This window comes from Sulfitobacter sp. CB2047 (assembly GCF_000735125.2).
GTDB classification, from domain to species: Bacteria; Pseudomonadota; Alphaproteobacteria; order Rhodobacterales; family Rhodobacteraceae; genus Sulfitobacter; species Sulfitobacter pontiacus.
In genome coordinates this window covers 656,483-681,684 of sequence record NZ_CP072613.1, presented here as the reverse complement: position 1 = coordinate 681,684, position 25,202 = coordinate 656,483, and the positions used below count along the sequence as shown (strand labels likewise).

The following is a 25,202-nucleotide window of genomic DNA, read 5'->3' as shown; positions in this document are numbered from 1 at the left end:
CGGGGCTTTTTTTGTGCCGTGACGGATTTGTCCCGTTTGGCTTTAGCTTTCCATAAAGCTGTCCAGACGGTCCCAAAGCGAGTTATCCAGCAGCAGCTTGAAGCGCAGGTAGAAACCTTCCTGATACAGATCGCTGCGCAGGGCCGATTTGTTCATCGCGCGGTTATAGCCCAATGCAACCAGCGCACCTTTGGTGGGGGCAAACCCAATCTCTGCGCCGATACCGTTGGTGGCATTGCCTTGGTCGTCCCACAGATGCGCGGCGTTCAAGCCGATCTGGAACCGGTTGTCGCCGAACTCGTAGTTAAAGCCAGCCTGCACCAGTTGGGTGGTGGCGCGGGCAGAGAAGCCGCCAAGCGTGGTCAGCTTTTGCGACTGGCCCGCGTATTTCGCGTTCAGGCGCAGGTCGGCGTCTACTTCATAGGCCGCGTCTACAGACCACATATGGGTCACCGACTTGGTCTCGCGCTGTTCGATGCGGTGCTCGTACCATGCCAGCACTTCGAGGCGTGGATCGTGAACCGGACGGTAGGCGATACCCGCACGCGACCGGATCCGGCGGTAATCACGACCGTCGCGCTTGTCCAGTGCAACACGGGTACGGCCCAGCACGGTGAAGTCAGGTGTGATCTTACCCGCGATGCCAAAACTGGCGTAATGGGTGTTGCCACTGTCTTCAAAGGTGGTGTCCGCATCGGCATCGCCCACCCAGCTTTCCGCGCTGGACCCCCACTTCGCGCCAAGGGCAACGCTGGTCAGACGGTGATCGTCGCTTTCCATGCTGCGGGAATGTTCAATCCCGAAGCTGAAGCTGGTGTTCCCGTTCATGGCCCATTTGCCCATCATCGCTTGGGTAAACATGGTGTCCGAAGATCCCAGACCTTTGACGAAATCGGTGCTCCCGCGCAGCCAGTCATTCAGGTCGTAAGAGAAACCTAGCTTGGAGTGTGTGGCCATGCTGTCGTCGCCAAAGGTCATTTCGACCTCGCTATAGGCACGCCAGCCGGGCACGGGCTCGCGGTACATGCCCAGGGTCAGCTCTGTCGGACGGTCCGAGCCGCCAAAGGGGTGACGCAGCTCTGCGGTGATGACGGTGCCGGGGCGGTTCGCAGGGGTCCAGTGGCCGCCAAGGATCAGACCGGGATGGGCCTTCTTCGAGGTTGCGGTGTGGTCCAGGCGATACTCCAGCCCGATGTAGCCTTTGAAATTCGTGCTGAACTCTTTGGCATAGACGGCATCCACGGTCAGTCGCTCGATGTCAGAGGTGCGGTCACGTACATAGTCCACACCAAGAACAAAGTCGCTGGTCCCGTCGATCTCAAAACCGTAGTTCAGACGTGCGCGGGTGGTGCCGGGCAGTGCCAGACCGCCGCGCGAGGCAAACTTCTCGCCGGTGTGAACCATCTCGAAGTTGAAGTGTCCGGTTTCCTTGCGGATGTCATAGGACAGACGGTAGGCGGTATCCGATACGCCATTCGCATCTTCGGAGCGCGCAGCCTCGGCTTCCCACACGCCACCCTGCGTCCCCTCGTGACGGATATAGGCAGAGTGCAGACGCTCGCGGGCGGTGTTGCCACGGTCGGCATCGGCATGCACGATACGTGCGCCAACGGTGGTGCGGTCGGTCAGCGCGAGGTTCACCTCACCGCCATAGAGCCAGTAGCGGTCAGCCCCTTCCACATCGACTTCGTAGGTGACGCGCACCGACACAGGGTTGCCCTGACCGTCGAACTGGCGCACCGCATCGTCAAAAGTGATCGAGTTGCCAAAGAAGTCCAGCAGGTAGTCGCTGCCGCGGCGCAGCGGCGTGGTCGAGATGACGTCCCCGCCCTCTTCGTCGCGCACCAGCAGTTCAACCCGCTCGGAGCCTTGTACATAGCCGTCCAGATCCAGATCATAGGGGCCGGACACACCACGCCCGAGGAATTCCTGCACGCGCTGCTCTTGGGCGGTACGGGCACCGAACAGGGTCACGCCGACCTTGTCGTTTTCCCAATGGGCCTTGGCACCGGTGACCACACGACGCATGCCGTCAAGCTTCAGCGCGCTGGCTTCGGGTTCGATCGCGATGTCACCGTAAAGGATGTACGAACGACCCTTCTCGACCTTAACGTACAGGTTTTCCGAGGATTGCGCGTCGAAACCACGTTCGGAGTTGTCACCATACACAGGGTAGAACTCGTCGCCACGGATGTCGCGGAACAGGCGGTCTTCGGTGTCACGGTCCGAGCTATAGCGCAGTGTCAACAGCGCATCACCCGAGATCACGCCCTTGAGGTACACTTCACCCCGCAGACCGGTGGTTGTGTCTTCGAAAGAGCTGAAACGATCCGCGTCCAGCAGCTCACCCTTCGCACCGCCCAAGGCCACGGCCCCTTCGATCACGCCAACCATGATGCGCTGGTCCAGATCGGGGGTGAATGTGATGGTCTCTTCGGCGCGGCCAAAGGCACCGCTGATGGTGATACGGTCTGTGCCTGCAATCTGTGGCGGGATCAGCCCAAAGGTGGCCTCGCCGTTGTCCAGATAGACCTGCACGCCGGGGGTGCCTTCGCGGATGTCGGCCACGTCCCACAGGGCCAGCTTGGCGCTGAGGGTCACGGTACCGGAGGCAGGTACAGGCATGCCACGGGCATCCAGCACACGCACCACAACCGGGATCACGTCGGTCGGCGATGCGGGCGCGGTGTCGGGCATGATCACCTCGAATTTGGCGGGCTTGCCGGGGGCAACCACGGTGATTTCCTCGCGGACACGTTCGATGCCGAAACCGTCACGGCCGACCAGCGTCAGGGTGTTTTGCCCCGCGTCCAGTTTTACCGCGACAAAATCCAGTGCCTGCGTGTTGTTCTTCTCGAAGCTTGTACGCTCGCCTACGCGGTCGCTGCTCAGCTCGCGGCCGTTCACCAGCAGGCCCAGCGACAGATCGCCCTTGCCCTTGACGCGCACGCTTTGGGTGCGGCGATCCAGTGTCTGACCATCGGTCAGGTCCACGAAACCGGGTGCATCATCCAGCGTTTTGATCAGCATCTCGAGCGACTGGCGCTGTGCCTTGCCAGACGCTTTTTCAGAGACGGAGTTCGCCGCGCGGTTTTCATCCAGACGCTGCATCAGACGCGAGGTCAGCTGCGTGGTGGTCGCCACACCAGCTTCGCTGCGCACGGAACGTACCGGCGCACGCTGGCCTTCAATCGGCAGGTCGGCAGCCGTCAGCGCGTTGGATTGCGGCTGCTCGGCAAAGTACTTCTGACGCTGGTCAACCTCGGCCATCGCTTCGGGGGTGCAGTCCAGCACGGCGAAGTGCTCGGCGCGCAGTTCCCCCTTGCGCAGCGGGATCAGGCGCGACCCACCGCGCAGCAGATCATTGGTGCGGGTTACGGTCACTTCGGTACCAACGGGCAGGGTTTCGTCCTGCACAAGGAACGCATGGGTCACGGGACGCAGACCGAAAAGGGAGTATTTACCATCCATATCGGTCACAACCGACAGGCCCTCTTGGGTCACGATACGGACGCCGGGGATGCCTGGTTCAGTGTGGTCGCCACGGATACCGTCTTTGTCACAGTCCATAAAGACCGACCCGATGACAGTGGCTTCGCGGGCGAAGACGCCACCGCTGTTGTTCAGTTTGACCATCGCGCGGGCAGTCTGGGACTGCATCACGGTACCGGTGCCCGCCTGACGACCCGTCAGAACCGCGGTGTTCTCGTTGCGGCCTTCGCGGGCGGCTGCGGTGAACTGCATGACATAGGTCAGCTCGTGGCTCGACAGGGGGGCCAGCATGCCCAGGTCATAGGTCATGTCACCCGACGCATCGACGGCAGGGTCTTCCATTGTCTCGCCGTTGAAGGTCACCGACCCTGCAACCAGCTGGCTGCCATAGGCGGGGCGATCCATGATTTCGGCACCGATCAGCGCCTGGTTCATGTTGTTGGTGAAGTTCAGGGTGTAGACCACGAACTCGCCCGCGCCGACCATATCCTTGTCGGCCTGCTTGTCCAGCGCCAGCGGCACGCCATAGTGTGGGTCCGCAGGAATGTCCGAGATGTCGAGCATCCCACCCGCGTGGCGGAAGCTTGCCATATAACCGGCCCCCGCAACACGACGGTTAAAGCCAGGGAAGTCGGCGCGCACGGAAGGAACGTCCCATGCGGGGGCGTTCATCACGGCGTACTGGTATTCACCGGCAGGCATGTAACCGAAGCTGAAGAACCCGCGGGCATCGGTCATACGGCGCGCCATTTCGGCACCGCTGTTCATGTCCATCAGCGCGATGGCCACATCACCGATCGGCTCGTTGGTCAGCGAATTGAACAGGAAGTTACCGGGGGTGATCAGCAGCTCGTCTTGCAGCGCGGCACCGGCACAATCGGCAGTGGCGATCAGACGGTCACCGTCGGTGGTCGCGATCACATTGTCGCCGGATACGGGCACATCCATCCGCGCCATAGGAACGGCGGCGGTAAGGAAAACACCGTTATTAGGGTCTGTTTCCGTGGCGGTCACACGCTCTACATCGCCGGTCAGGAAGCTGCGCAGCGTGATGATCGCACGATCTGCGGACATCGTTTCGTTACACGCACCGGCGGTCAGACGCAGGCGGGTATCGCTGTTTGGCACGGCGTGCGGCTGGTCTGCTGCGGTTTCAGGATGTTCAAAGCGCAGGGCACCGGTCCCGGCAGCATCGCGGCTGTAAACTGTTGTGTTAGAGTCTACATCAACTGTGCGATCTTCCATTTTCACGAAGCTGCGCGCGGTGTTCGCGACCTCTACGTCGCCCAGGTTCATGGGCACGGTCACAGTGAACGCAGGGTCGCGGGCAAAACCGATTTCGTAGTCGCCCTCGTGAAAGAAGGCCACGGCGTCGACCTCGCCAGCAGGGCGCGCCGTCTGGTAATCATGACGCGCATCACCTGCCGCGTGATACAGCGCAACCATGCCGCTTGGGTCGGTGATGCTGTGGAAACGGGCGTTCAGGGGCACCTCGTCGCGCAGCAGAACACCTGTGGCGGCGGCCCCGTCGATGCGGATCTGGGCACCGTGTACGTCACCATAGGCCAGCACATCACCGTCCGAGTCGTTGCGCAGGCGCAGCGTGTAGGTCAGCTGTGTTTCGTCTTCCATCTCGCGGACGGATTGTTCCTTTTGCAGCTCAAGCGAGCTGCCCATGATGGTGGTCTTGCCAGCTGCGGCACCCGTCAGGATGCGCCGGGCCGCGAAGCCTGTTGTGCTTGTGGCGGATACCGACAGCACCGACTGCATCAGCGTGGCGGGAGTGGCGTAGAAGGAGGTACGGAATTCGTAGATGAGCTGAGCGCTGTCGCCCACATCCATGAACATCGGCGCGCCTGCGCTGATCGTGGCTTCGCCATTGTCGATGCGGCCATTGGCATTCGCGTCATAGACAAGGCGGGCGTCGTTCATCATGGCGGCACCCTCTTGGTGCTGCATGGTCATGGCGGCGTTCAGCGGGACGTTCCCGATGTTGGCGACCTCGAAGTAGTATTGCGCCATCGCGCCACGGGTCAGCATCAGTTCGGAGTATCCGTTGACATCCAGCGCAGGCACTGCGGCTACTTTGGCGTCTACGGCGTTCGAGTATACAGTCTCGATGATGCCCAGCGCTTCGTTAAAGTAGGTGGTCTGCGCGACGTTCCGGATGAAGGTTCCTGCGGGTACCTGCTTGGCAGCGGTGCCGTGCGGCAGGAGGGAGATCACCAGCGCGACGATCCAGAAACACGACATCATGCGGAGGGCGGTTTTTTGAAAGGTGCGGTCCATTTGATCAATCCCTGTTCTATCTTTTCTAAGAGGAGAGGAAGTGTGGTTCCCCCGGAGCGAGGGGGGGAAGGGTGCTCCGGGGAAACCTGGGGTTCGTTTACTCGTCCACCTGAACGGTGAATTCTAGCGTGGCGAACCCACCCGGAAGGACCGTGCCGTGGTCGCTCGAGATATTGCTCGAGGTGACTGTGGCGGTGCTACCTGCCGGGAAGAGCGTCTCGCTGCATGTGCCACCACAGTCGGTTACCGATGTGTAGGCAGGGGCGGCATCAGAGATGATGACGTTTGCAGCGGGAGAGGAGCCGGTGTTTTCAGCTTCCACTTTGTAGCGGATGCACTGACCGGGAGAGACGTCCTGACGGGTCTTGGTAAAGGTCCCGACGGTGCCGTCGCAGTTGGCGTCGATGTACTGGTACTTGCTCAGCGTGACGTCGCCAGAGATGATCACGATCCGGTCTTCTACTGCGTTGTCAGCAGTATCCGCGTCGGTCGCTGTGCCACCGTTCAGCGAGGGGTCAAGGCTGATGGTACCGATTTCGGTCACACCGCTTGTCGCTGTCGATGGTGTTTGCACACGGTAGATGACCGAGATGCTTTCACCGGGGGCAAGCCCGTTCACACCAGCCGAGACACCGTCCGTCAGATCATCAAAGTTGTCGATCACCAGCTCGGAGGGGTCGATCACACCGTTGCCGTTGGCATCCCAGAACAAAGCGCCCGAGAAGTTGTTCAACCCTGTGTCGTTGATCGCACCTTCGGTGATCGCAACGTTTCCGGTGTTGGTGATGGTGTGCACCATGTCGACGATACCACCGGGCGAGGCCTGGGCGTTCTGGTCATCGATGATCTCTACGTTGTAGATCTCGTTCACGGTCACTTCGTTGACGATCCGGTCGCCTTGGCCCGAGACAGAGGACACCAGCGCGATGTCGACCAATGTGTCACCCGGTGCCTGATCTGCCGGCGGGGTTACCACAACGGTGAAGGTATCGCTTGCACCAGCAGGGATGGTCCCGGTGTTGCTGATCGCGGACCCGTCAGCGGAGCGGAATTCGACGGTCCAACCGGCGGGCAGCGCTTGTGCCAGCGAGAGGTTGTAGCTGTCGGATACCGGACCGTTGTTTTCAACGACCATGTCGTAGGTGACCGGTGCACCGGGGTCGGTGGCATAGTTCACCCAAGGCGCGCCGCCGTTGGTGGGGTCAAGGCCATCGCCTTCGGAGCCTGCGACTGCGTTCTCAAGATCAACGGCAGAGGCAAGGATCGCACCGGTGAAGGTCGCTGTCGATGTATCGGAAACACCCGAGGCATCGGAGGTAGTGGATACGGTGGCGTTGAAGTTGGCAGCAGCCGTTGGGGCCACATCTGTTGGCAGTGTTGCGATCAAGGTGACCTTGGCGCTGTCACCCGCAGCAAGCGGACCGACGGAACCGATGATCGGTGTCACACCGTCTGCACCCACAAAGCGGAAGGTTGTGCCCGCGGGGTAGTCGATGTTGCTGACATCAAGCGTCAGGCTGTCGGTCTGGTTCGACCGGTTGGTCAGCACGAATTCATGCTTCACTGTGCCACCCTGGGCCGCGTCGCCAGTTTCGGTCACGACATCGTTGTTTGCCGCGTCATCATCTGTTGCCGATGCCGTCGTTGGATCGGCTGCACCAGCACCGTCGATGGCTGTATCAGCGATCGAGACCGCGAATTGGTCATCCACAATGATCGAAGCTGTGTTCGAGGGCGGGAAGGCAACGTTGTCGATTTCCTGTGTGGCGACGTTTTCAATGATACCCGCATCAGCAGTGTCGAGGATCACAGCTTGGAACGTCACACTACCGGAGCGGCCGGAACCGACGCTCGAGATGTTGAAGTTGACGCTCTGGCCGTTGGTATCAAAGGCGATTGTCTCGCCCGAGCCATTGGTCGCATCGACCGAAGAAGACCCGTTGGCGTCATCCAGAATACCCGCGGCGTCAGACCACCGTGCCGAACCGGGCACATAGGCCAGGCGACCGTCCAGAATGTCATCGACGGTATAGTTGTTCGCAGCAGCCAGACCGGTGCTGGAATATGTCAGCTCGATGCTCACGGTATCGCCGGCATCGACGATGTTGGGGTTACCGCCGGACGCTGCATCAGCGACCATGGATTTGACCAGTTCGACAATCGCGTCGTTCGAGATGGTTAGCGTATCGGTGTTGACGGCTGTCTCTGTGCCATCAAGATCAGACCTTGCGGTCACTGTGATGCTGTCCGACCCTGTTGCGTTGGAGGGGACAGAGACTTCGATGACGACGCCGAACTGCTCGCCCGGTGCCAATGTTGGCGTTTCGGTCAGCGGTGTGGCGCTATCGGCGACACCATCCATGTTCGCATCCGGATAGAAGACGATGGCAGAGGTATCGAGCGTGCCTGTGTCTGTCTCTACTGCGGTCAGTGCGAAGAAGTCTGCGCCGTTCCCTTCGTTGGTAACGATGTGCGGCAGGAAGGCTTTACCACCGGGTGCGATGGTTTCGTTGTTGTCCGAGGTCAATGTCACGCCAGCAACCTGCTGAACGATCGTTTCAACCGTGTTCGACGTGACCGTGATGGTATCGCCGGCTTGGTTTGTGTAGGTCGCAACCGCTTGGTTGCCGATCACGGACCCGGCTTCTGGTGCGGCGGCCAAAGCAGCTGCGCCAAATGCGGCAGTCACCGCCATCGCGCTTGCAGAGCGCATGAAGAAAGATTGATGTTTCACGTTAGTCATTCCTTTGATTTATCTAGATTAGGTAAATTGGATCAGGTTCCCCCCGATCAGTTGACGCGCACCCGATAGCTGTTGAGTGCGATTTCGCCTGACTCCAAAGGTTCGCTGAGCGTCCAACGGACGGCAGCGATCTGATCCTCAGGAAGTGGTTCTGGTTGGAGTGTGCCATCTGCACCGGCGACCATGCGGGTGGCGGGAAGTGTGGACCATTCAAGGCCATCGTTTTCAGGGTCGAGATCAGCCTGGACTTCGAACACGGCCTTGATCGATGTGCTCTGTGCGCCAAGCGTCAGGGTGACCCCTTCGGGTACGGGGGCCGCAATAACGATCCCCGCAAGTGCGTCTGCAGTCGTGTTCTCGTGCTGCAGTTGGTATTGGATGACCTCGCCTGGGCGGACGGTGCCCCGCTCGATCAACTGCTCTTCGCCACCGTCATTGGTTTCGACGATGCGGAAAGAAAATGTGCTGGAAAGTGCGTCAGCAAAAGCCGGCACGCCGGCGACAGAAATAGCGACACCAGCAAGCAGTGCACGGGCGATTTGTTGAGTTTTGAAAGTCATAATTTTTTCCCCTAGTTGCCGACCACCGCCGGCGGTTTTGATGAACCGGCCCAGTGTTTGGGCTGTCCTGAACTCATCATCAGGGGAAATGTCTCGGGGTGCATTCTCGCTTAGGGCTAGGTTTTTGATCTGCTGGGCAGCCCCCTACCCGTCCGTATATGCGGCGCTATCAATTCGATGGCGAAACACGCAATTCGCGCGGTGATTGCAGACGAAAACCCGCATCTCGCCGCGCAAAGCAGGCGAGTCACCCTCATGCAAAAGGGCGTTGATTCTATTTATTTTGGGGAATGTTTCGCCCGATCCGGGCCCAGATCAGGGAAAACCCCGACCGGATAGCCGGACAGGGCGTTTCGTATAGTTAACTGTCAGTGAGAATGGCCGTGCCCGCCATGATCGTCATCGTCTAACGATCCGTGTATCGCAAACTGGTCAATTCCCGCATCCTGCGGTTCAATGAAACGATAGCTTTCGCGCACACCGCTGTCGGAAAGCTCGCGTGCGACGGTCAGCAAGGTGTTTGGCGCGTGGTCGGCGCAAAGCTCCATCATCTGGGCGACTTCCTCTTCCGCGACGGGGCGGGCCGCTTCAGGCGACGGGGCGCCATAGATCTCGACGAAATGCTTCATCAGTTGCAAGGTGATCGCTTCAACCTCGAAGGGTTCGGCTTTGGTCACGGCAACAAAGGTGACGCGGCCAAACGTCTCTACGCCCATCCAGCCATTCGCGAAGGCCTGCCGCGCCTTGCCGGTCAGATCACCTTCGGACCAGTTCGAAAATTCAAACCCGCCAGAGACGCACCATTCGCCCGTGCGCGCGGGCGTGTGGAACACATTGCGGTCGCTTTCATCAAAGTGGATGGCGCGGGCGAGGAAAAGATCGCTCATGGGGTTGGCTCCAGCAGGTCGGTCAGAGGGATTAGATGCGTGGTCGTATCGGTTTTCAGCAGCAGACCAAAGTTTTCGTCGATACCGAAAAAGTCGCCCGTCATATCGCCATAGGTGATCTGATCGCCCATGGCCCAGGCCAATCCGGTCCATTCCTTGTGCAAGGGGCCCGCGCCCTCGTCATCCCAGCGGTTCAGCGCAACCAGCATATGCCGCGCCCAGGCCTCTAGCAGCTCGACCGGGCTCACCTCGGCACACCCCTCGCCATAAAGTGTGGTGACATCCGGCGTTTCGCCCGGCGTGTCGGATTGCGGCAATAGCTTCACGTGAAACGAAACGACCAGCCAGTCGGGCACGTGTTGCGGGTCTGTATCAGACGACGCCGCCCGCATCTGGCCGCAGATCGCACCGTTCAAACGCAGATCGCCGTTCCACGCGAGATGCACCCCCACCTCTGGCGGGGCGAGCGCGCCAAGCGCGTTCTGGAAGCCCACCGCACAAAGCGGGAGCATCGCCATCGCTTGGGCCAACGGCACCTCGGGCGCAAAGACGATGGCGGCCTGCAATACGCTTGGCCCCAGATTATACAGCACCAGCCCCGCATCACACCCCTGCCGCGCCTCTGCGCAGGCCTGAGCGAACGGGTCCTCCGCCTGTGCGCCGGTCAACAAAGGGGGGAAGACGGGGCTGCCGCTCATGCGTGCCTGCCCGCGATCAGGGCCTTGGCCACCTTGCGGAAGCCTTCGGCCTGCGTGCTGTCGGGTTTGGACACCACAATCGGCGCGCCCCCGTCAGCCGCGATACGGATATCCAGATGCAACGGAATCTCGGCCAACAAAGGCACGCCCAGCTTTTCAGCCTCGGCGGCGACGCCCCCATGCCCAAAGACATGTTCCTCGTGCCCGCAGTTAGAGCAGATATGCGTGCTCATGTTCTCTATCATGCCAAGGATCGGGGTCTTCAGCTGGTTGAACATGTCGATCCCCTTACGGGCATCCAGCAGCGCCACATCCTGCGGTGTGCTGACGATGATCGCGCCGTCCACATGGGCCTTTTGCGCCAGCGTCATCTGCACGTCGCCGGTGCCGGGCGGCAGATCGACAATCAACACATCCAGCGCGCCCCATTGGACCTGCATCATCATCTGCTGCAACGCGCCCATCAGCATCGGGCCGCGCCAGACGACCGCCTGATCGTCATTGGTCATCAACCCGATCGACATCATCGTCACGCCAAAGTTGCGCATCGGCAGGATCGTCTTGCCATCGGGGGACGCAGGCCGCCCGGAAACGCCCAGCATCCGCGGCTGCGAGGGGCCGTAGACATCGGCATCCAGCATGCCCACGCGACGCCCTTCGGCGGCCAGCGCACAGGCAAGGTTCGCGGCAACGGTAGATTTACCCACCCCGCCCTTGCCCGACGCAATGGCGATGATCCGGTCCACGCCGGGGATCTTCTCGGGCCCCGCGGGTTCGGACTTGCGCCCCAGCTTCAGGTCGGGCGGCGGTGCCTGCTTGGAATGGGCCGTCAGCACGGCCGAGACAGAGGCAACGCCCTCGAGCGCCTTTACAGCGACGTCGGCCTCGTCGCGCAGCTTGGCGTAGGCGTCGGCGTGGCTCGGGTTGACCTCAAGCACAAAGCGCACCGCGCCGTCGTCGACGGTCAGCGCCTTCACAAGGCCAAGCTCTACAATATCCTTACCGGATACGGGATCGTTCAGGGTTTTCAGGCAGGCCAGTACGGCATCACGGGTGACGCTCACGCTTCGGACTGCCCTTGGATCTTGCCAGTCACGACATGTTCAAGGTCCAGCCCGTCGATGGTCAGCACCACCTTGGCCTCGAATGTCTTGCCGCCGGTGTCGCCGTTTTCGCGCATCGCTTCTTCGATCGCCTGCTGCGAGGTCACACCGACCTGCTTGAGGAACTTGCGCATCGACATGTTGAAATCATCGCTCATGATTTTCTCCTGTTCTTTGGGTGGGTCGGCACAGCGCTTAGTGATCTTTGCGCTTGCTGAAATAGTCTTCGGATGTGCGCACACGCGGGCGTTCTTTGCCAGCCAGCGGATTGTTCTGCGCGTGGTACTGCGCGTTGATCCGGCAGTTGTCGCACATCTGGATCATCTTCGCCGCCTCGGACGAGGCGAACATCGCGTGTTTTCCTGCCAGCTTTTCGGTGATCTTCTCAACCGTGGATTTCACGCCGAAAAGCGACCCGCATTCGATACAGGCAAAGGGCTCTTCCTCGTGCAGCACCACTTGGGTGAAAGCCTGCGCGGTCAGGTTCAACTGCGGCTTTAGTGTAATCGCATCCTCGGGGCAGACGTTCGCACATAGCCCGCATTGCAGGCAGGCGTCTTCCTGAAAGCGCAGCTGGGGCAGATCGGGGTTATCGCCAAGCGCCCCGGACGGGCAAAGCGACACACAGGACAGGCAGAGCGTGCAGGCATCGGTATCCACCAGCACCGCGCCATAGGGGGCGGCGTCGGGCAGGTCGATCACCTTGGCCTCGGGCTGAAGGGTTTTGCCTGCAAGCCGTGCGATCTGACGGCGGGTGCCCAGAGGCAGCAGCGTGTCATGCGCGGGCTGCGCGGTTTCGGTGACCAGCGCTGTTTCCAGCGCATCGGGGTCGGCCACATCAATGAGACGGATCGTATCGCTGCCGCTGATCGCGCGGGCAATCTCGGCCTGCACCTCGATCACGTCACGCTCTGTACGCGGCGACAGTAATACATCCACATGCGCAAAGCCGCAGCCAAGTGCGGCGAGCATCTCTGCATGGCCAAACCCCGCCAGCGCATCCACGGCCAGCGGGATGACATCAACTGGCAAGCCCGCGCCAAAACGCGCGTAAAGGCGGATCATTTCGGCCCCGTGGTCGTCGTGATGCACCAGCAAGCGCGGCGCGGTGCCGCCTGCCTTGCGATAGGTCGATGCCAGCGTCGATAACCGGCGGAACAGGGTATCAACGGGCGGCGCGTCATAGGTGATGGCACCGGACGGACAAACCGCAGAACAGCTACCGCAACCCGCGCAGATCATCGGGTCGATCGCCACATGTTCACCGGCCGAGGTGATCGCCCCCGTCGGGCAGAGGTCCAGACAGTTGGAACAGGCGGCCTGCCCGGCCCGCGAATGGGCGCAAAGACTTTCACTCAGCCGCACGTAAAGCGGCTTTTCAAAGGTGCCGACCATCTGCATGGCCTCGCGCACGGCCTCTGCCACGGCGGGCTTGCTGCCCGGATCGGCCCGCAGATAGCCGTCACGTTTGTGCGGCGCGGGAAACAGTGATGTATTCCCCGTCAAATCCAGAATGATATCGCATTGCGACTTGGCCCCGTCCCGCGGCGCGGTGAACGAAGGCGCGCCGCGTCCGCCGGGGATCAACATCTGCAACTGGTCAAAGGTCAGGCTGAAATCGCCCAATGCGCCCGATGCCTTGCGCAGATCGCCTTTGACCACGTCAAAACGCGGATCAACCGCCCCGTCATAATCGCCCTGCCACAGCACCGTCACCGCAAGCGTATCGGCCACCATCTCTGCCACCTCAAGCGCGAGGGCGGGCGGGGCCATGATCAGACACGTGCCCTCAGACACGACATCCATCACCCGTGGTGCCGGTGCGGCAAGCTGCTGCTCCGCCATCAGGGCGGCCATCTTGGGCGTCGCGTCGCCCTGATCGTCGTGCCAGCCGGCGCGATCGCGAATATCGACGAACTGGGGCACCTCTGCGTTGATCTCGGCGGCCAGCTCCTCGAAGCGGGGGCGTTCCTGCTGGCACGCGATCACGGTGTTGCCCGCGGCCATCGCCTCTGCCGCGGTGCCGATCTGGTCGGTGCACAGACAGCTATAGACCTTAGAGCACGGCAGACCCGTCGCCTTTGACAAGGCAGGCGCGTCAATATCCTGACTGCCCAGACAGTCGCACAGCAGAAAAGTCTTTTCCATAATCTCCTCGGGGACAGCACCGGATGGGATGGGTCAAGCGGCGGGGCACTGTCAGCGCTCGCACGCCAAGCTAGTGGTGTTCGCGACCCGCCGCAAACCCCTAATTGCCCCTGCGTCCCGCAAAAGGGCTGTTCGCACCTACGGCATGAATTACCCAACAAAAACAGTCGGAAAGACCGAAACCCCAGTCAAATATGGCAAATGCTGACGCATGGGAAATGCCGCATTGCAGCAATCACAAAACTGTGTGATTCAACCCTAGAATCCTCTTTGATACGCGTTATGATTACGTCAATATGAGGCCGGAAACGCCTGAAACATCATCGGAAACCAAATTGAACGCACCGCTTAAATCAGCGCAAACGATGCCCGTCGGGGTCGTCCTTCGCAAGTCACCCGGCGTGACGAAATGGGCGAAGTTCGTTTGGCGTGCGGTTTGTGTCCTGCCCGGTGCCGACCCCGCCGACTGGAAGCTGCTGCGTACCGAAGGCGAGGTGTCGGACTATCACGTGACCACTGTGCCGCTGACGCTGTACCGCTCCGACACCGAAGCCTATGTGCACGGGCTCGCCGCGAATGTACCCTGTCTTTATGTCATCTGCCGCGAAACCCGCGACCCTGCCCGCCCGCTTGAGGTGGTGATGGTCACCGCCTCTCCCTATGAGGCGCAGGATTACAGCGACAATGGCGAGGATATCGTCGAAAAGGTCATGATGACCCCGCAGGTCCATGCCTGGATCAGCGCCTATGTCGACACGCACCACGAAGAAGAAGCCTTTGTGAAGCGGCGGCGCGACAAATACCAAGAGCCGAAGCAAGACGGGATCGGGGACGCGCGCATCTCGCAGACAACCGATGTCTACCGCGCACCGCGCACGTCGCGTTCGGGGTCGTCACAATGACCCGTCACACATCCTTTTGGGATCGCCGCCGCGCTGCCGTCAAGGCAGAGGAAGCCGCCGCGCAGCAAGCCGCCGCAGAGCAGGCAGAGGCGCAGCATCAGGCCGCGCTGGCGGAAAAATCCGACGCCGAACTGCTGGCGGAGTTCGATCTGCCCGACCCTGACACGCTGAAAGCGGGCGATGATTTCTCGGCCTTTATGGCCCGTGCCATCCCCGAACACCTGCGCCGCCGTGCGCTGCGCAAACTGTGGGTGTCCGATCCGGCGCTGGCCTGTCTGGATGATCTGGTCGACTACGCTGACGACTATACCCAAGCCTCTGCCATGACGAATTTCACTACAAGCTATGAGGTTGGCAAAGGGCTGCGCCGCCATATCGAAGATGTCGCGCGCAAGGCTGCGGCCGCGCTCGACACCGCCACCGATGCGGCAGAAACACCTGCTGAAACAGAGCCGGCTTCGCCCATCGTTCCGGCAGAGGTCGACGCACCCGCCGTCGCCGTGGCCCAAGCGGATACCCCCGCAGAGCCCCCCGTCGCCGAAACCGCGATGGAAGAACCCGCAGCCCTGCCCCCGCGCCGCATGGCCTTTCGTTTTGAGGAGCAAAGCGCATGACCGCTGCCGCCCAAGCCACCCAAGTCTCTGCCGAAGATCGCCTGCGCGCTGATCTGTACAATTACCTTGGCGTGATGCTGGCCCGCCCTGCGGATCAGATGTTGCTGGACCAGACCGCCGGCCTGTCCGGCGATGACAGCCCGTTGGGAGAGGCGATCAACGGGCTTGCGCGCGTGGCCAAGGCCATGCCCCCCAAGAAAGTGCAAACCGAATTCAACGCGCTGTTCATTGGTCTCGGTCGGGGCGAACTGCTGCCCTATGCCAGCTATTACCTGACCGGCTTTCTGAACGAAAAGCCCCTCGCCGCCCTGCGCAGCGATATGGCCGCACAGCGCATCAGCCGCGCCGAGAATGTCTTTGAACCCGAAGACAACATCGCATCCCTGATGGAGATGATGGGCGGTATGATCGTCGGGCGCTTTGGGGCGCCGGCCAGCGACGCCACGCAGCGGGCGTTTTTCAACAAACACATCGCGCCTTGGGCGGGTCACTTCTTTACCGACCTGCAAGGGGCCAAGAACTCCGTCCTATATGCCGGGGTTGCCGCAGTCGGCAGCGCCTTCATGGACATTGAACGCGAAGCATTTCGTATGACGGCGGGATAACCGCACCACATCAGGCGGGCTTCCCCCCGCACAACCAAGGAAAGGGGTACAACCCATGACCCAGGATACCAAAGGCACCAACCGCCGCAATTTCCTGAAACTGGCAGGGACAGCCGCACCGGCAGCCGCCGTTGCCGTGGCCAGCAGCGGCACCGCCGCCGAGGCGCAGCCAGTCGATCTGCAATCGGACAAGATGCAAGATACCGCGCACACCCGCGCCTATCTGGAAAGCACACGCTTCTAATTCAGTGATCAACAACCCGCGCGCCTAACCACCGCGGGAGGGAAACTCAGCCCCGGTCCGACCCACGCGGTCAGAGCACGCGGGCATCAAGGGAGACTATTATGCTTCGGAAAAAGACCAACGGGATGGCACGGCGGCCCCAGCGGGCGGGCATGCTATCCGACATCGCGGAAAAATCCGTTGACCGTCGCGCATTCCTGCGCGGGTCCGGTCTGGCCATCGGCGGCCTTGCGGCGATCGCATCGACCGCGGGCTCTGTCACACAAGCGTCAGCTGCCACCGCCGTCAGCGGCGCGGTAGAGACGATCAAATCTGTCTGCACCCACTGTTCGGTTGGCTGTACCGTCATCGCCGAAGTGTCCAACGGCGTCTGGACGGGTCAGGAACCCGGCTGGGACAGCCCGTTCAACCTTGGCTCGCATTGCGCCAAAGGGGCGTCGGTACGCGAACACGCCCACGGTGAACGCCGCCTGAAATACCCGATGAAAAAAGAGGGTGGCCAGTGGGTTCGGATCAGCTGGGAACAGGCGATCAACGAGATCGGCGACAAGATGAACGTGATCCGCGAAGAAAGCGGTCCCGATTCCGTCTACTGGCTCGGCTCGGCCAAGCATAACAACGAACAGGCGTATCTGTTCCGCAAGTTCGCGGCCTATTGGGGCACCAATAACGTCGACCACCAGGCGCGTATCTGTCACTCCACCACCGTTGCGGGCGTTGCGAACACATGGGGCTACGGCGCCATGACCAACAGCTACAACGACATCCACAACAGCCAGGCGATCTTTGTCATCGGCGGCAACCCTGCCGAGGCGCACCCCGTGTCGCTGCTGCACCTGCTGAAAGCGAAAGAGCAGAACAACGCGCCGATGATCGTGTGCGATCCACGCTTTACCCGTACAGCGGCCCACGCGGATGAATATGTCCGCTTCCGTCCCGGTTCGGACGTGGCGCTGGTCTGGGGTATCCTCTGGCACATTTTCGAGAACGGATGGGAAGACAAGGAATTCATCCGCACCCGCGTTTGGGGCATGGACCAGATCCGTGACGAAGTCGCGAAGTGGACACCCGAAGAAGTCGAACGCGTTACCGGCGCGCCTGCGTCGCAACTTGAACGCGTTGCGCGCACCCTGGCCAATAACCGTCCCGGCACCGTGATCTGGTGCATGGGCGGCACGCAGCACAGCAACGGCAACAACAACACCCGCGCGTACTGCATCCTGCAGCTGGCTCTTGGCAACATGGGCACCGCAGGCGGCGGCACAAACATCTTCCGCGGCCACGACAACGTTCAGGGTGCCACCGATCTGGGCGTTCTGGCCGATACGCTGCCGGGCTACTATGGTCTGTCCGCAGGGGCATGGGCCCACTGGGCGCGGGTTTGGGAAGAAGACCTTGAATGGTTGCAATCCCGCTTCTCCAAGGCGTCGTTCAACGACACCTCGATGATGAACCTGACCGGTATCCCCGTGAGCCGCTGGATTGACGGCGTGCTGGAAGACAAGGAAAACATCGACCAGCCGGACAACACCCGCGCGATGGTTCTGTGGGGCCACGCGCCCAACTCGCAGACCCGTCAAAAGGAAATGGTCACCGCAATGGAGAAACTCGACCTGATGGTCGTTGTCGATCCATATCCAACGGTGTCCGCCGTGATGCAGGACCGCCAAGACGGGCTGTATCTGTTGCCCGCAACGACCCAGTTCGAAACCCGCGGCTCTGTCACCGCGTCCAACCGGTCGCTGCAGTGGCGTGATCAGGTCGTCGAGCCCCTGTTCGAATCCAAGCCCGACCACACGATCATCAAGCTGTTCGCGGACAAGTTCGGTTTCAGCGACCGTCTGTTCAAGAACATCGCGCTGGACGGGGACGAACCCAACATCGAGGACCTGACCCGCGAATTCAACCGCGGCATGTGGACAATCGGTTACACCGCACAAAGCCCCGAGCGCATGAAGATGCACATGGCCAACCAGCACACCTTTGACCGCACCACGCTGCGCGCCAAAGGCGGACCGGCCGACGGGGACTTTTACGGTATGCCTTGGCCCGCATGGGGCACCCCCGAGATGAACCACCCCGGCACAGCGAACCTGTACGATATGTCGCTGCCCGTTGCCGAAGGCGGTCTGACCTTCCGCGCCCGTTTCGGTGTGGAACGTGACGGTGACAACCTACTGGCCGAAGGCGTCTACAGCGCTGGTTCCGAGATCAAGGACGGCTACCCCGAGTTCACTATGGCCATGCTGCGTGAGCTGGGCTGGGACAAAGATCTGACCGACGAAGAGATGGCCGTGATCAACTATGTTGCCGGCTATCCCGAAGGCGAACCGGCGAACGCAAAGCCGGACGAGGAAGTCGGTGAAACATCCCAGACCGGCGAGACCCCGTCGGACTATATCGCCGACACCGGTGGCGTGAACTGGAAGACCGACCTGTCGGGCGGCATCCAGCGCGTCGCGATCAAGCATGGCTGTGCCCCCTTCGGCAACGCCAAGGCCCGCGCCGTGGTCTGGACCTTCCCCGATCCGGTGCCAATCCACCGCGAACCGCTGTACACCAACCGTCGTGATCTGGTCGCAGACTACCCGACCTATGACGACAAGAAGTTCTGGCGCCTGCCCACCATGTATAAGTCCATCCAGGAGAACGACTTCTCCAAGGACTATCCGATCGTGCTGACCTCTGGTCGTCTCGTCGAATACGAAGGGGGCGGCGACGAAACCCGATCCAACCCCTGGTTGGCCGAGCTTCAGCAGGACATGTTCATCGAGATCAACACCCGCGACGCTAACAATCTGGGTGTGCGTGACGGGGCCGATGTCTGGGTCGAAGGCCCCGAAGGCGGCAAGGTCAAGGTGATGGCGATGGTCACGGAACGTGTCGAAAGCGGCGTGGCGTTCATGCCATTCCACTTTGGCGGCCACATGGAAGGCGTTGATTTGCGGGACAGATACCCAGAGGGGGCCGACCCATACGTCCTGGGTGAATCCACCAACACCGCGCAAACATATGGCTATGACTCAGTAACTCAGATGCAAGAGACCAAAGCTACTCTCTGCAAAATCTGGACAGCGTAAGGAGACTATCAAGATGGCAAGAGCAAAGTTTCTCTGCGACGCCGAACGCTGCATCGAATGCAACGCCTGCGTCACGGCCTGTAAGAACGAACACGAAGTACCGTGGGGCATCAACCGCCGTAAGGTCGTCACCATTCAGGACGGCCAACCCGGCGAGCGGTCGATCTCGGTCGCGTGTATGCATTGTTCCGATGCGCCCTGTATGGCGGTCTGCCCTGTAGACTGCTTCTACCAGACCGACGACGGCATCGTTCTGCACTCAAAAGACCTGTGCATCGGTTGCGGCTACTGCTTCTACGCCTGCCCCTTCGGCGCGCCGCAGTATCCACAGGCGGGCAACTTCGGGTCGCGCGGCAAGATGGACAAATGTACTTTTTGCGCCGGTGGCCCCGAGGAAAACCACTCCGAAGCGGAATTCCAGAAGTACGGCCGCAACCGGATCGCCGAAGGCAAGCTGCCGATCTGCGCCGAGATGTGTTCGACCAAAGCGCTGCTGGCCGGTGACGGCGATGTCGTTTCGGGCATCTACCGCGAACGCGTCGTCGCGCGCGGCTTTGGCTCGGGCGCCTGGGGCTGGGGCACGGCATACGAGCAAAAGGGCGGCTAAGCCCCCTTTCGCATATTCATGCTTTCCTTGGCCCGCTGGCACCTGCTGCTGGCGGGCCAACTATCTTTATCCTGTCGGAGGTCCCGATGACATTGCTGCGCGTTCTGCTGCCTCTCATATTTATTGTGTCCTTTGCCGGTCTTTCCGCCGCGCAAGACACCTCGGGCGATGCCTCGGTCCTGCAACCGGGCCAACAGTCGCTTGAAGACATCATGGCCCGCCAACGCGGCGAGGACGTGCCCTTTGGGGCCGAGCTTCCCTTACCGCTTGAGGGCAACCCCCCCCCGGCCGAATCTCACCTTGGACCGCTTGGTAGCGCATCCGACGCGGACCTGTGGCGCGAGATCCGGGCGGACGCCCTGCCCGACGCGCGCGCCAGCAACCGCGGACCTGCGGCCAAGGTTCTCATGCAGGACGGCGGCATGTGGTGGCTGAACTTCCGTCACGGCCCGCTGCTGACCTATGGCAGCCTGCTGTTGGGTGTCACCGTCGTGCTGATGGCGATTTTCTATCTGATCCGCGGACGTATCCGTATCGAACACGGGCGCGCGGGTATCACCATCGAACGGTTCAAATTCATCGAACGCTTCGGCCACTGGCTGATTGCAAGCTCTTTCATCCTGCTGGCCATCACCGGTCTGCTATCGCTTGCGGGGCGTAAACTGCTGATCCCGCTGTTCGGGCACGAGGCGTTTTCGACCTTCGCCATCGCGAGCAAGTGGATCCACAACAACGTGTCATGGGCCTTTATGCTCGGGCTGGTGATGGTGTTCGTCATGTGGATCGTCCACAATCTACCGGATCGCACAGACATCAACTGGATCCTCAAGGGCGGCGGGATCTTCGGCAAGGGTCACCCCCCCGCCAAGAAGTTCAACGCCGGTCAAAAGCTGATCTTCTGGGCCGTCATCATTCTGGGCACCTCGATCTCTGTCTCGGGTATTTCGCTGCTCTTCCCGTTCGAACTGACGATGTTCGAACCTACGCTGGCGCTGTTGAATGACATGGGCGTTCCGCAACTGTTGGGGCTTGGCACAATAGACGCCACGCTGACCCCGCAAGAGGAGATGCAATACGCCCAGCTGTGGCACGCCGTTATCAGCTTTGTCCTGATGGCTGTGATCATCGCGCATATCTATATCGGGACACTCGGCATGGAAGGCGCGTTCGAGGCGATGGGGTCGGGCGATGTCGATCTTGAATGGGCGCGCGAGCACCACAGCATCTGGGCCGACGAAGTTGTCGCGAAGCAGGGTAAACCTGCCTCTGGCACGCAGCCAGCAGAGTGATATGATGCACCCAACGCCCCCCACCCAGCGTGCCAATGCGCATCAACGAGGTACGGAATGAAAGCTTTTATCACTGCCATCGTCGCCTTGGTCATTCTTGCTGCGGGCATGAACTTTGCGTTGGACAACGCAGGGTTCTCCGCGGCCGAGCAGACCTCGTCTGATCGCAATGTCCGGCTGGGCGACTAAGACCGCATCCTATGCATAGCAAACTCCGACGGCCCGCCCGATGAATGATATCTGGGCGGGCCTTTCTTCTGCGTTCTGGCTGGTTGTCACCGGCGATCCCGACCTGATCGAGATTACGCTCAGGTCGTTGCAGGTCAGCCTGACGGCGCTGGTCATTGCCTCGACCATCGCGCTGCCCTTCGGCACATGGCTCGCCATCCGCCGTTTCCGCTTCCGCCGTACCGCGATTGCGGTGCTGAACTCCCTCATGGGATTGCCGCCCGTCGTGGTGGGGTTGATCGTCTATCTGCTGCTGTCGCGCGCCGGTCCCTTCGGGGTGCTGGGGCTGCTGTTCACGCCGACGGCGATGATCATTGCGCAGGTGATCATTATCACGCCGCTCATCGCCTCTATCACCCATCAGGCGATGCGTGATCTTTGGGCCGAATACCACGATCTGCTGATCTCGCTGAACACCACCCCGACGCGGCGCATCCTGACGCTGATCTCGGACGGGCGGCGGGCCTTGTTGACGGCGGCGCTGGCAGGCTTTGGCCGCGCCATCGGCGAGGTCGGCGCGATCATGATCGTGGGCGGCAATATCGACCACGCCACCCGCGTGCTGACCACCGCCATCGCGCTGGAAACCGGCAAGGGTGATTTCGCACTGGCGCTTGGTCTGGGCTTTGTGCTGATCGCGCTGGCGCTGAGTGTGAACCTGATCATCCACGCCCTGTCGCGCACGGAAAGAGAAGGCAGATGGTGACCCCCCTGCTGCCCGCCCATATGCGCGACGTCAGCGTCACCCGCCGCGGCAAGCGATTGCTGGGCCCCGTGGACCTGACCCTTGGCAAAACCGGCTTCACGATCCTGCTGGGGCCCAATGGCGCGGGCAAGACGACATTCCTCAAGGCGCTGCACGGGCTTGAACGGCTGTCGACAGGCACGGTTACATGGGCCGTGCCCGATGACCTTGCGCGGATGCGGCAGGCCTATGTTTTCCAAAGCCCCGTGATGCTGCGCCGGTCGGTGCGCGCCAATCTGGGCTATCCTCTGGCGATACTCGGTCAGCCCAAGGCGCAGGTGAACAAAGCAGTAGAGGCATGGGCGGCTCGCATCGGCCTGACGCCCGCGCTGGATCGCCCCGCGATGGGGTTGTCCGGTGGCGAGAAACAAAAGCTCGCCCTCGCCCGCGCCTTGATCCGCACCCCCGAGATGCTGCTGCTGGATGAGCCCTGCGCCAATCTGGATGGCCGCTCCGTCAAGGATATAGAGGCGCTGCTGCAGTCTGCCCATCAGTCAGGGACGCGCATCGTGATGGCGACCCATGATCTGGGTCAGGCGCGGCGCCTTGCAACTGAAATATTGTTTCTGTTTAAAGGTCGCATTCACGAGGCTGGCCCGGCGCCCGATGCGTTTGACGCCCCGCAGACCCCGGAATTCAAATCGTTCCTGAATGGAGATATTTTGATATGAAATCCTTGATCACCGCTCTTGTTCTAGCACTTGGCACCACGGCTGCGCAGGCGGACACCATGAAAATGGCTGTCACCACGTCCTTCAACAACTCTGGTCTGTCCGACGTTCTGCTGCCCGCCATCAAAGAAGATCTCGACCTTGACGTACAACTGCTGATCGTCGGCACCGGTCAAGCCTTGCGCTTGGGCGAAGCAGGCGACGTCGATGCCATTCTGGTACACTCCAAGAAAGCCGAAGAGGCCTTTGTCGCCGACGGCTATGGCACCCACCGCCGCGAGATCATGTATAATGATTTCGTCCTGATCGGCCCAAATGACGACCCCGCCGCGATCAAAGACGCAGAGGCTGCGAAGGACGCGCTGGTCAAGATCGAAGCCGCCGAGGCGCCTTTCGTGAGCCGTGGCGACGACAGCGGCACCCACAAAAAAGAACTCTCGCTTTGGGCCGGTGCGGATCTGGACCCCGCGACATTCGGTGAATGGTACAAAGCTGTCGGCGCGGGCATGGGCGCGAGCCTCAACACCGCTGCAGGGATGGGAGCCTATATCATGTCCGACCGCGCGAGCTGGCTGAACTTTGACAACAAGGCCGATCTGGCAATCCTCTTTGCGGGCGATCCGGTGCTGTTCAACCAATATGCCTATATTCCGGTGAACCCCGAGAAGCATGCGCATGTGAACAAAGATGCCGCGGCCCAGTTGGAAGACTGGCTGGTCGGCGACCGCGCCAAAGACCTGATCGACAGCTATACGATCAACGGCGAAAAGCTGTTCACCTTTAACGCCGAGCAGTGATTTTAAACGGTTTGAGAACGTCACCAAGCGCGGTATCAAACCGTATGAAATCATTGATCATCCATATGTCCACCAGCACCGCGCGGCACGCCAATGTCGCGCGGTTGCTGCAGGATCTGCCCGATGCGCAGGTCGTCGAAGCGGTGAATGGCCGCGACCCTACGCAGGTCGCAGATGTGCGCACCCACTCTGGCAACCTGCACAGCCCGTCCTATCCCTTCGCCCTGACACCGGCCGAGATCGGCGTCTTTCAAAGCCATCGCAAATGCTGGCAAATGATCGTCGATCAGGGCTGGGATTACGCGATGATTGTCGAGGATGACCTCGCCGTGTCGCGGCCAGAGCTGGACCGCGCGTTGCAGCTTATCCACCAGAATTTGACGCCCGATATGTACCTGCGCCTGCCGCCCAAAATGCGAGAGCTGCCCGCAGATGTCGTGGCGCGTGACGGGGATATGACGTTGATCCTGCCCAAGCGGATCGGCTTGCAGTGTTGCTGTCAGGTGGTGGGGCGCGACGCCGCGCAGCGCTTGCTTGACGGATCGACCCAGATTGACCGCCCTGTCGATACATGGCTGCAGATGCATTGGGTGACGGGGCAAAAGCTCCACGCCCTGCTTCCCAACGGGCTAAGCGAAATCGCCAACCAGATCGGCGGGTCAACCATCCAGCAAAAAACCCGCACCAGCGGCAAGCTGATGCGGGAATTAAAGCGGGCGTGGTATCGCACGCAGGTTAAATTGCGACCTCAGAGAGCCTGAGATCCGGCGCTTAGCTGGGCGCTTTGGTGGTGCGCAGGTAGGGCAGGATCTTGTTGAAGTCGCCGAACTTCGCCTTGGCGTCATCGTCCGACAGGGTCGCGGGGATGATCACGTCGTCGCCGACATTCCAGTTCGCCGGTGTCGCCACGCCCTTGCCGGTCGAGGTTTGCAGCCCGTCCAGCGCGCGCAGAACCTCGGCAAAGTTACGGCCCACGGTCATCGGGTAGGTCATCGACAGCTTCAGCTGCTTGTCCGGCCCGATGATGAACACGGCGCGGACTGTGGCGCTGTCGTTGGGGGTGCGGCCATCGGGCATATAGGCGTCGGCGGGCAGCATGTCGAAGGCTTTGGCAACGGTCAGGTCGTTATCCGCGATGATCGGAAAGCCCGCTTTGGCACCGGCGAAGGTCTCGATATCGCCTTTCCATTTCTTGTGCTCTTCAACACCGTCCACGGAAATGCCCATCACCTTGGTGCCGCGCTTTTCCCATTCGTCGGCAAGCTGTGCGACCGCCCCGAATTCGGTGGTGCAGACCGGCGTGAAATCCTTTGGGTGCGAAAAAAGGATCGCCCAGCTGTCGCCCACCCAGTCGTGCAGGCTGATCGTGCCCTGATCGGTTTCGACAGTCAGATCGGGGATGGTATCGTTGATGCGCAAGGACATAATATTCTCCGGCTTCATGGTTTCGGTTTGTCGTTCTCCACTTATGTAAGACGTTGCGCTGCCGGTTTCACCCCC

Annotated in this window: 21 protein-coding genes; 12 read left to right on the top strand and 9 right to left on the bottom strand. The window is 61.1% G+C overall.

What is annotated here, in order from left to right; genetic code table 11:
• Positions 1–42: 42 nt before the first annotated feature.
• The 8 genes from IV89_RS03215 to IV89_RS03180 form a co-directional block, all read right to left on the bottom strand.
• Positions 43–5,781 carry a DUF11 domain-containing protein gene (locus IV89_RS03215; RefSeq protein ID WP_037942781.1) on the bottom strand — a complete coding sequence of 1,913 codons (5,739 nt, stop codon included), beginning with the start codon at positions 5,779–5,781 and terminating at the stop codon, positions 43–45.
• A gap of 97 nt (positions 5,782–5,878) precedes the next feature.
• Positions 5,879–8,524 carry an NEW3 domain-containing protein gene (locus IV89_RS03210; RefSeq protein WP_037942780.1) on the bottom strand — a complete coding sequence of 882 codons (2,646 nt, stop codon included), beginning with the start codon at positions 8,522–8,524 and terminating at the stop codon, positions 5,879–5,881.
• A gap of 47 nt (positions 8,525–8,571) precedes the next feature.
• Positions 8,572–9,084, bottom strand: a complete 513-nt coding sequence (locus IV89_RS03205; RefSeq protein WP_005850277.1) for a hypothetical protein — start codon at positions 9,082–9,084, stop codon at positions 8,572–8,574.
• Between the two features lie 368 nt (positions 9,085–9,452).
• On the bottom strand, positions 9,453–9,971 hold the full coding sequence (locus tag IV89_RS03200; protein WP_037942778.1) for a DUF6505 family protein: 519 nt from the start codon (positions 9,969–9,971) through the stop codon (positions 9,453–9,455).
• Complete coding sequence (locus IV89_RS03195; protein WP_037942775.1) at positions 9,968–10,669, bottom strand: biotin/lipoate--protein ligase family protein; 702 nt, start codon at positions 10,667–10,669, stop codon at positions 9,968–9,970. The genes IV89_RS03200 and IV89_RS03195 overlap by 4 nt, the downstream gene beginning before the upstream one ends.
• Entirely contained in the window at positions 10,666–11,733 is a 1,068-nt protein-coding gene (gene apbC / locus IV89_RS03190; RefSeq protein WP_037942772.1) for an iron-sulfur cluster carrier protein ApbC, read from the bottom strand. Before apbC ends, IV89_RS03195 begins: the two co-directional genes overlap by 4 nt.
• A complete protein-coding gene (locus IV89_RS03185) occupies positions 11,730–11,930 on the bottom strand; it encodes a DUF6494 family protein (RefSeq protein WP_009825478.1) in 201 nt (66 codons plus the stop codon). The genes apbC and IV89_RS03185 overlap by 4 nt, the downstream gene beginning before the upstream one ends.
• Before the next feature lie 37 nt (positions 11,931–11,967).
• On the bottom strand, positions 11,968–13,920 hold the full coding sequence (locus IV89_RS03180) for a 4Fe-4S binding protein (protein ID WP_037942770.1): 1,953 nt from the start codon (positions 13,918–13,920) through the stop codon (positions 11,968–11,970).
• 365 nt (positions 13,921–14,285) lie between these two features.
• On the opposite strand from IV89_RS03180, the gene IV89_RS03175 reads away from it, so the two are divergent.
• From IV89_RS03175 to IV89_RS03125, 12 genes are all read left to right on the top strand, one after another.
• Positions 14,286–14,822, top strand: a complete 537-nt coding sequence (locus tag IV89_RS03175) for a DUF3305 domain-containing protein (protein WP_037942768.1) — start codon at positions 14,286–14,288, stop codon at positions 14,820–14,822.
• The gene (locus IV89_RS03170) at positions 14,819–15,436 is read left to right on the top strand and encodes a DUF3306 domain-containing protein (protein ID WP_037942766.1); all 618 of its coding nucleotides are present in this window, start codon (positions 14,819–14,821) and stop codon (positions 15,434–15,436) included. Before IV89_RS03175 ends, IV89_RS03170 begins: the two co-directional genes overlap by 4 nt.
• The gene (locus IV89_RS03165) at positions 15,433–16,041 is read left to right on the top strand and encodes a molecular chaperone TorD family protein (RefSeq protein ID WP_037942764.1); all 609 of its coding nucleotides are present in this window, start codon (positions 15,433–15,435) and stop codon (positions 16,039–16,041) included. Before IV89_RS03170 ends, IV89_RS03165 begins: the two co-directional genes overlap by 4 nt.
• 55 nt (positions 16,042–16,096) lie before the next feature.
• Entirely contained in the window at positions 16,097–16,285 is a 189-nt protein-coding gene (locus IV89_RS03160) for a twin-arginine translocation signal domain-containing protein (protein ID WP_005850294.1), read from the top strand.
• 101 nt (positions 16,286–16,386) lie between these two features.
• On the top strand, positions 16,387–19,365 hold the full coding sequence (locus IV89_RS03155) for a formate dehydrogenase subunit alpha (RefSeq protein WP_037942762.1): 2,979 nt from the start codon (positions 16,387–16,389) through the stop codon (positions 19,363–19,365).
• Between the two features lie 13 nt (positions 19,366–19,378).
• Positions 19,379–19,972, top strand: coding sequence for a formate dehydrogenase FDH3 subunit beta (fdh3B, locus tag IV89_RS03150; RefSeq protein ID WP_005850298.1), 594 nt, complete (start codon positions 19,379–19,381; stop codon positions 19,970–19,972).
• An 86-nt stretch (positions 19,973–20,058) separates the two neighbouring features.
• A complete protein-coding gene (locus tag IV89_RS03145) occupies positions 20,059–21,261 on the top strand; it encodes a formate dehydrogenase subunit gamma (protein ID WP_037942759.1) in 1,203 nt (400 codons plus the stop codon).
• 57 nt (positions 21,262–21,318) lie between these two features.
• Positions 21,319–21,450 (top strand): hypothetical protein, encoded by a 132-nt coding sequence (locus IV89_RS18630; protein WP_005850301.1) that lies wholly within the window; start codon positions 21,319–21,321, stop codon positions 21,448–21,450.
• A gap of 40 nt (positions 21,451–21,490) precedes the next feature.
• Positions 21,491–22,195 carry an ABC transporter permease gene (locus IV89_RS03140; protein WP_037942756.1) on the top strand — a complete coding sequence of 235 codons (705 nt, stop codon included), beginning with the start codon at positions 21,491–21,493 and terminating at the stop codon, positions 22,193–22,195.
• Positions 22,189–22,905 (top strand): ATP-binding cassette domain-containing protein, encoded by a 717-nt coding sequence (locus IV89_RS03135; RefSeq protein ID WP_037942754.1) that lies wholly within the window; start codon positions 22,189–22,191, stop codon positions 22,903–22,905. The genes IV89_RS03140 and IV89_RS03135 overlap by 7 nt, the downstream gene beginning before the upstream one ends.
• Positions 22,902–23,702 (top strand): substrate-binding domain-containing protein, encoded by an 801-nt coding sequence (locus tag IV89_RS03130; protein ID WP_005850307.1) that lies wholly within the window; start codon positions 22,902–22,904, stop codon positions 23,700–23,702. The genes IV89_RS03135 and IV89_RS03130 overlap by 4 nt, the downstream gene beginning before the upstream one ends.
• A 44-nt stretch (positions 23,703–23,746) precedes the next feature.
• Positions 23,747–24,463 (top strand): glycosyltransferase family 25 protein, encoded by a 717-nt coding sequence (locus tag IV89_RS03125; RefSeq protein WP_037942752.1) that lies wholly within the window; start codon positions 23,747–23,749, stop codon positions 24,461–24,463.
• A gap of 10 nt (positions 24,464–24,473) precedes the next feature.
• Here the strand turns inward: IV89_RS03125 and IV89_RS03120 are convergent, their stop codons facing one another.
• Positions 24,474–25,127 carry a peroxiredoxin gene (locus IV89_RS03120; RefSeq protein ID WP_037942750.1) on the bottom strand — a complete coding sequence of 218 codons (654 nt, stop codon included), beginning with the start codon at positions 25,125–25,127 and terminating at the stop codon, positions 24,474–24,476.
• Positions 25,128–25,202 lie beyond the last annotated feature (75 nt).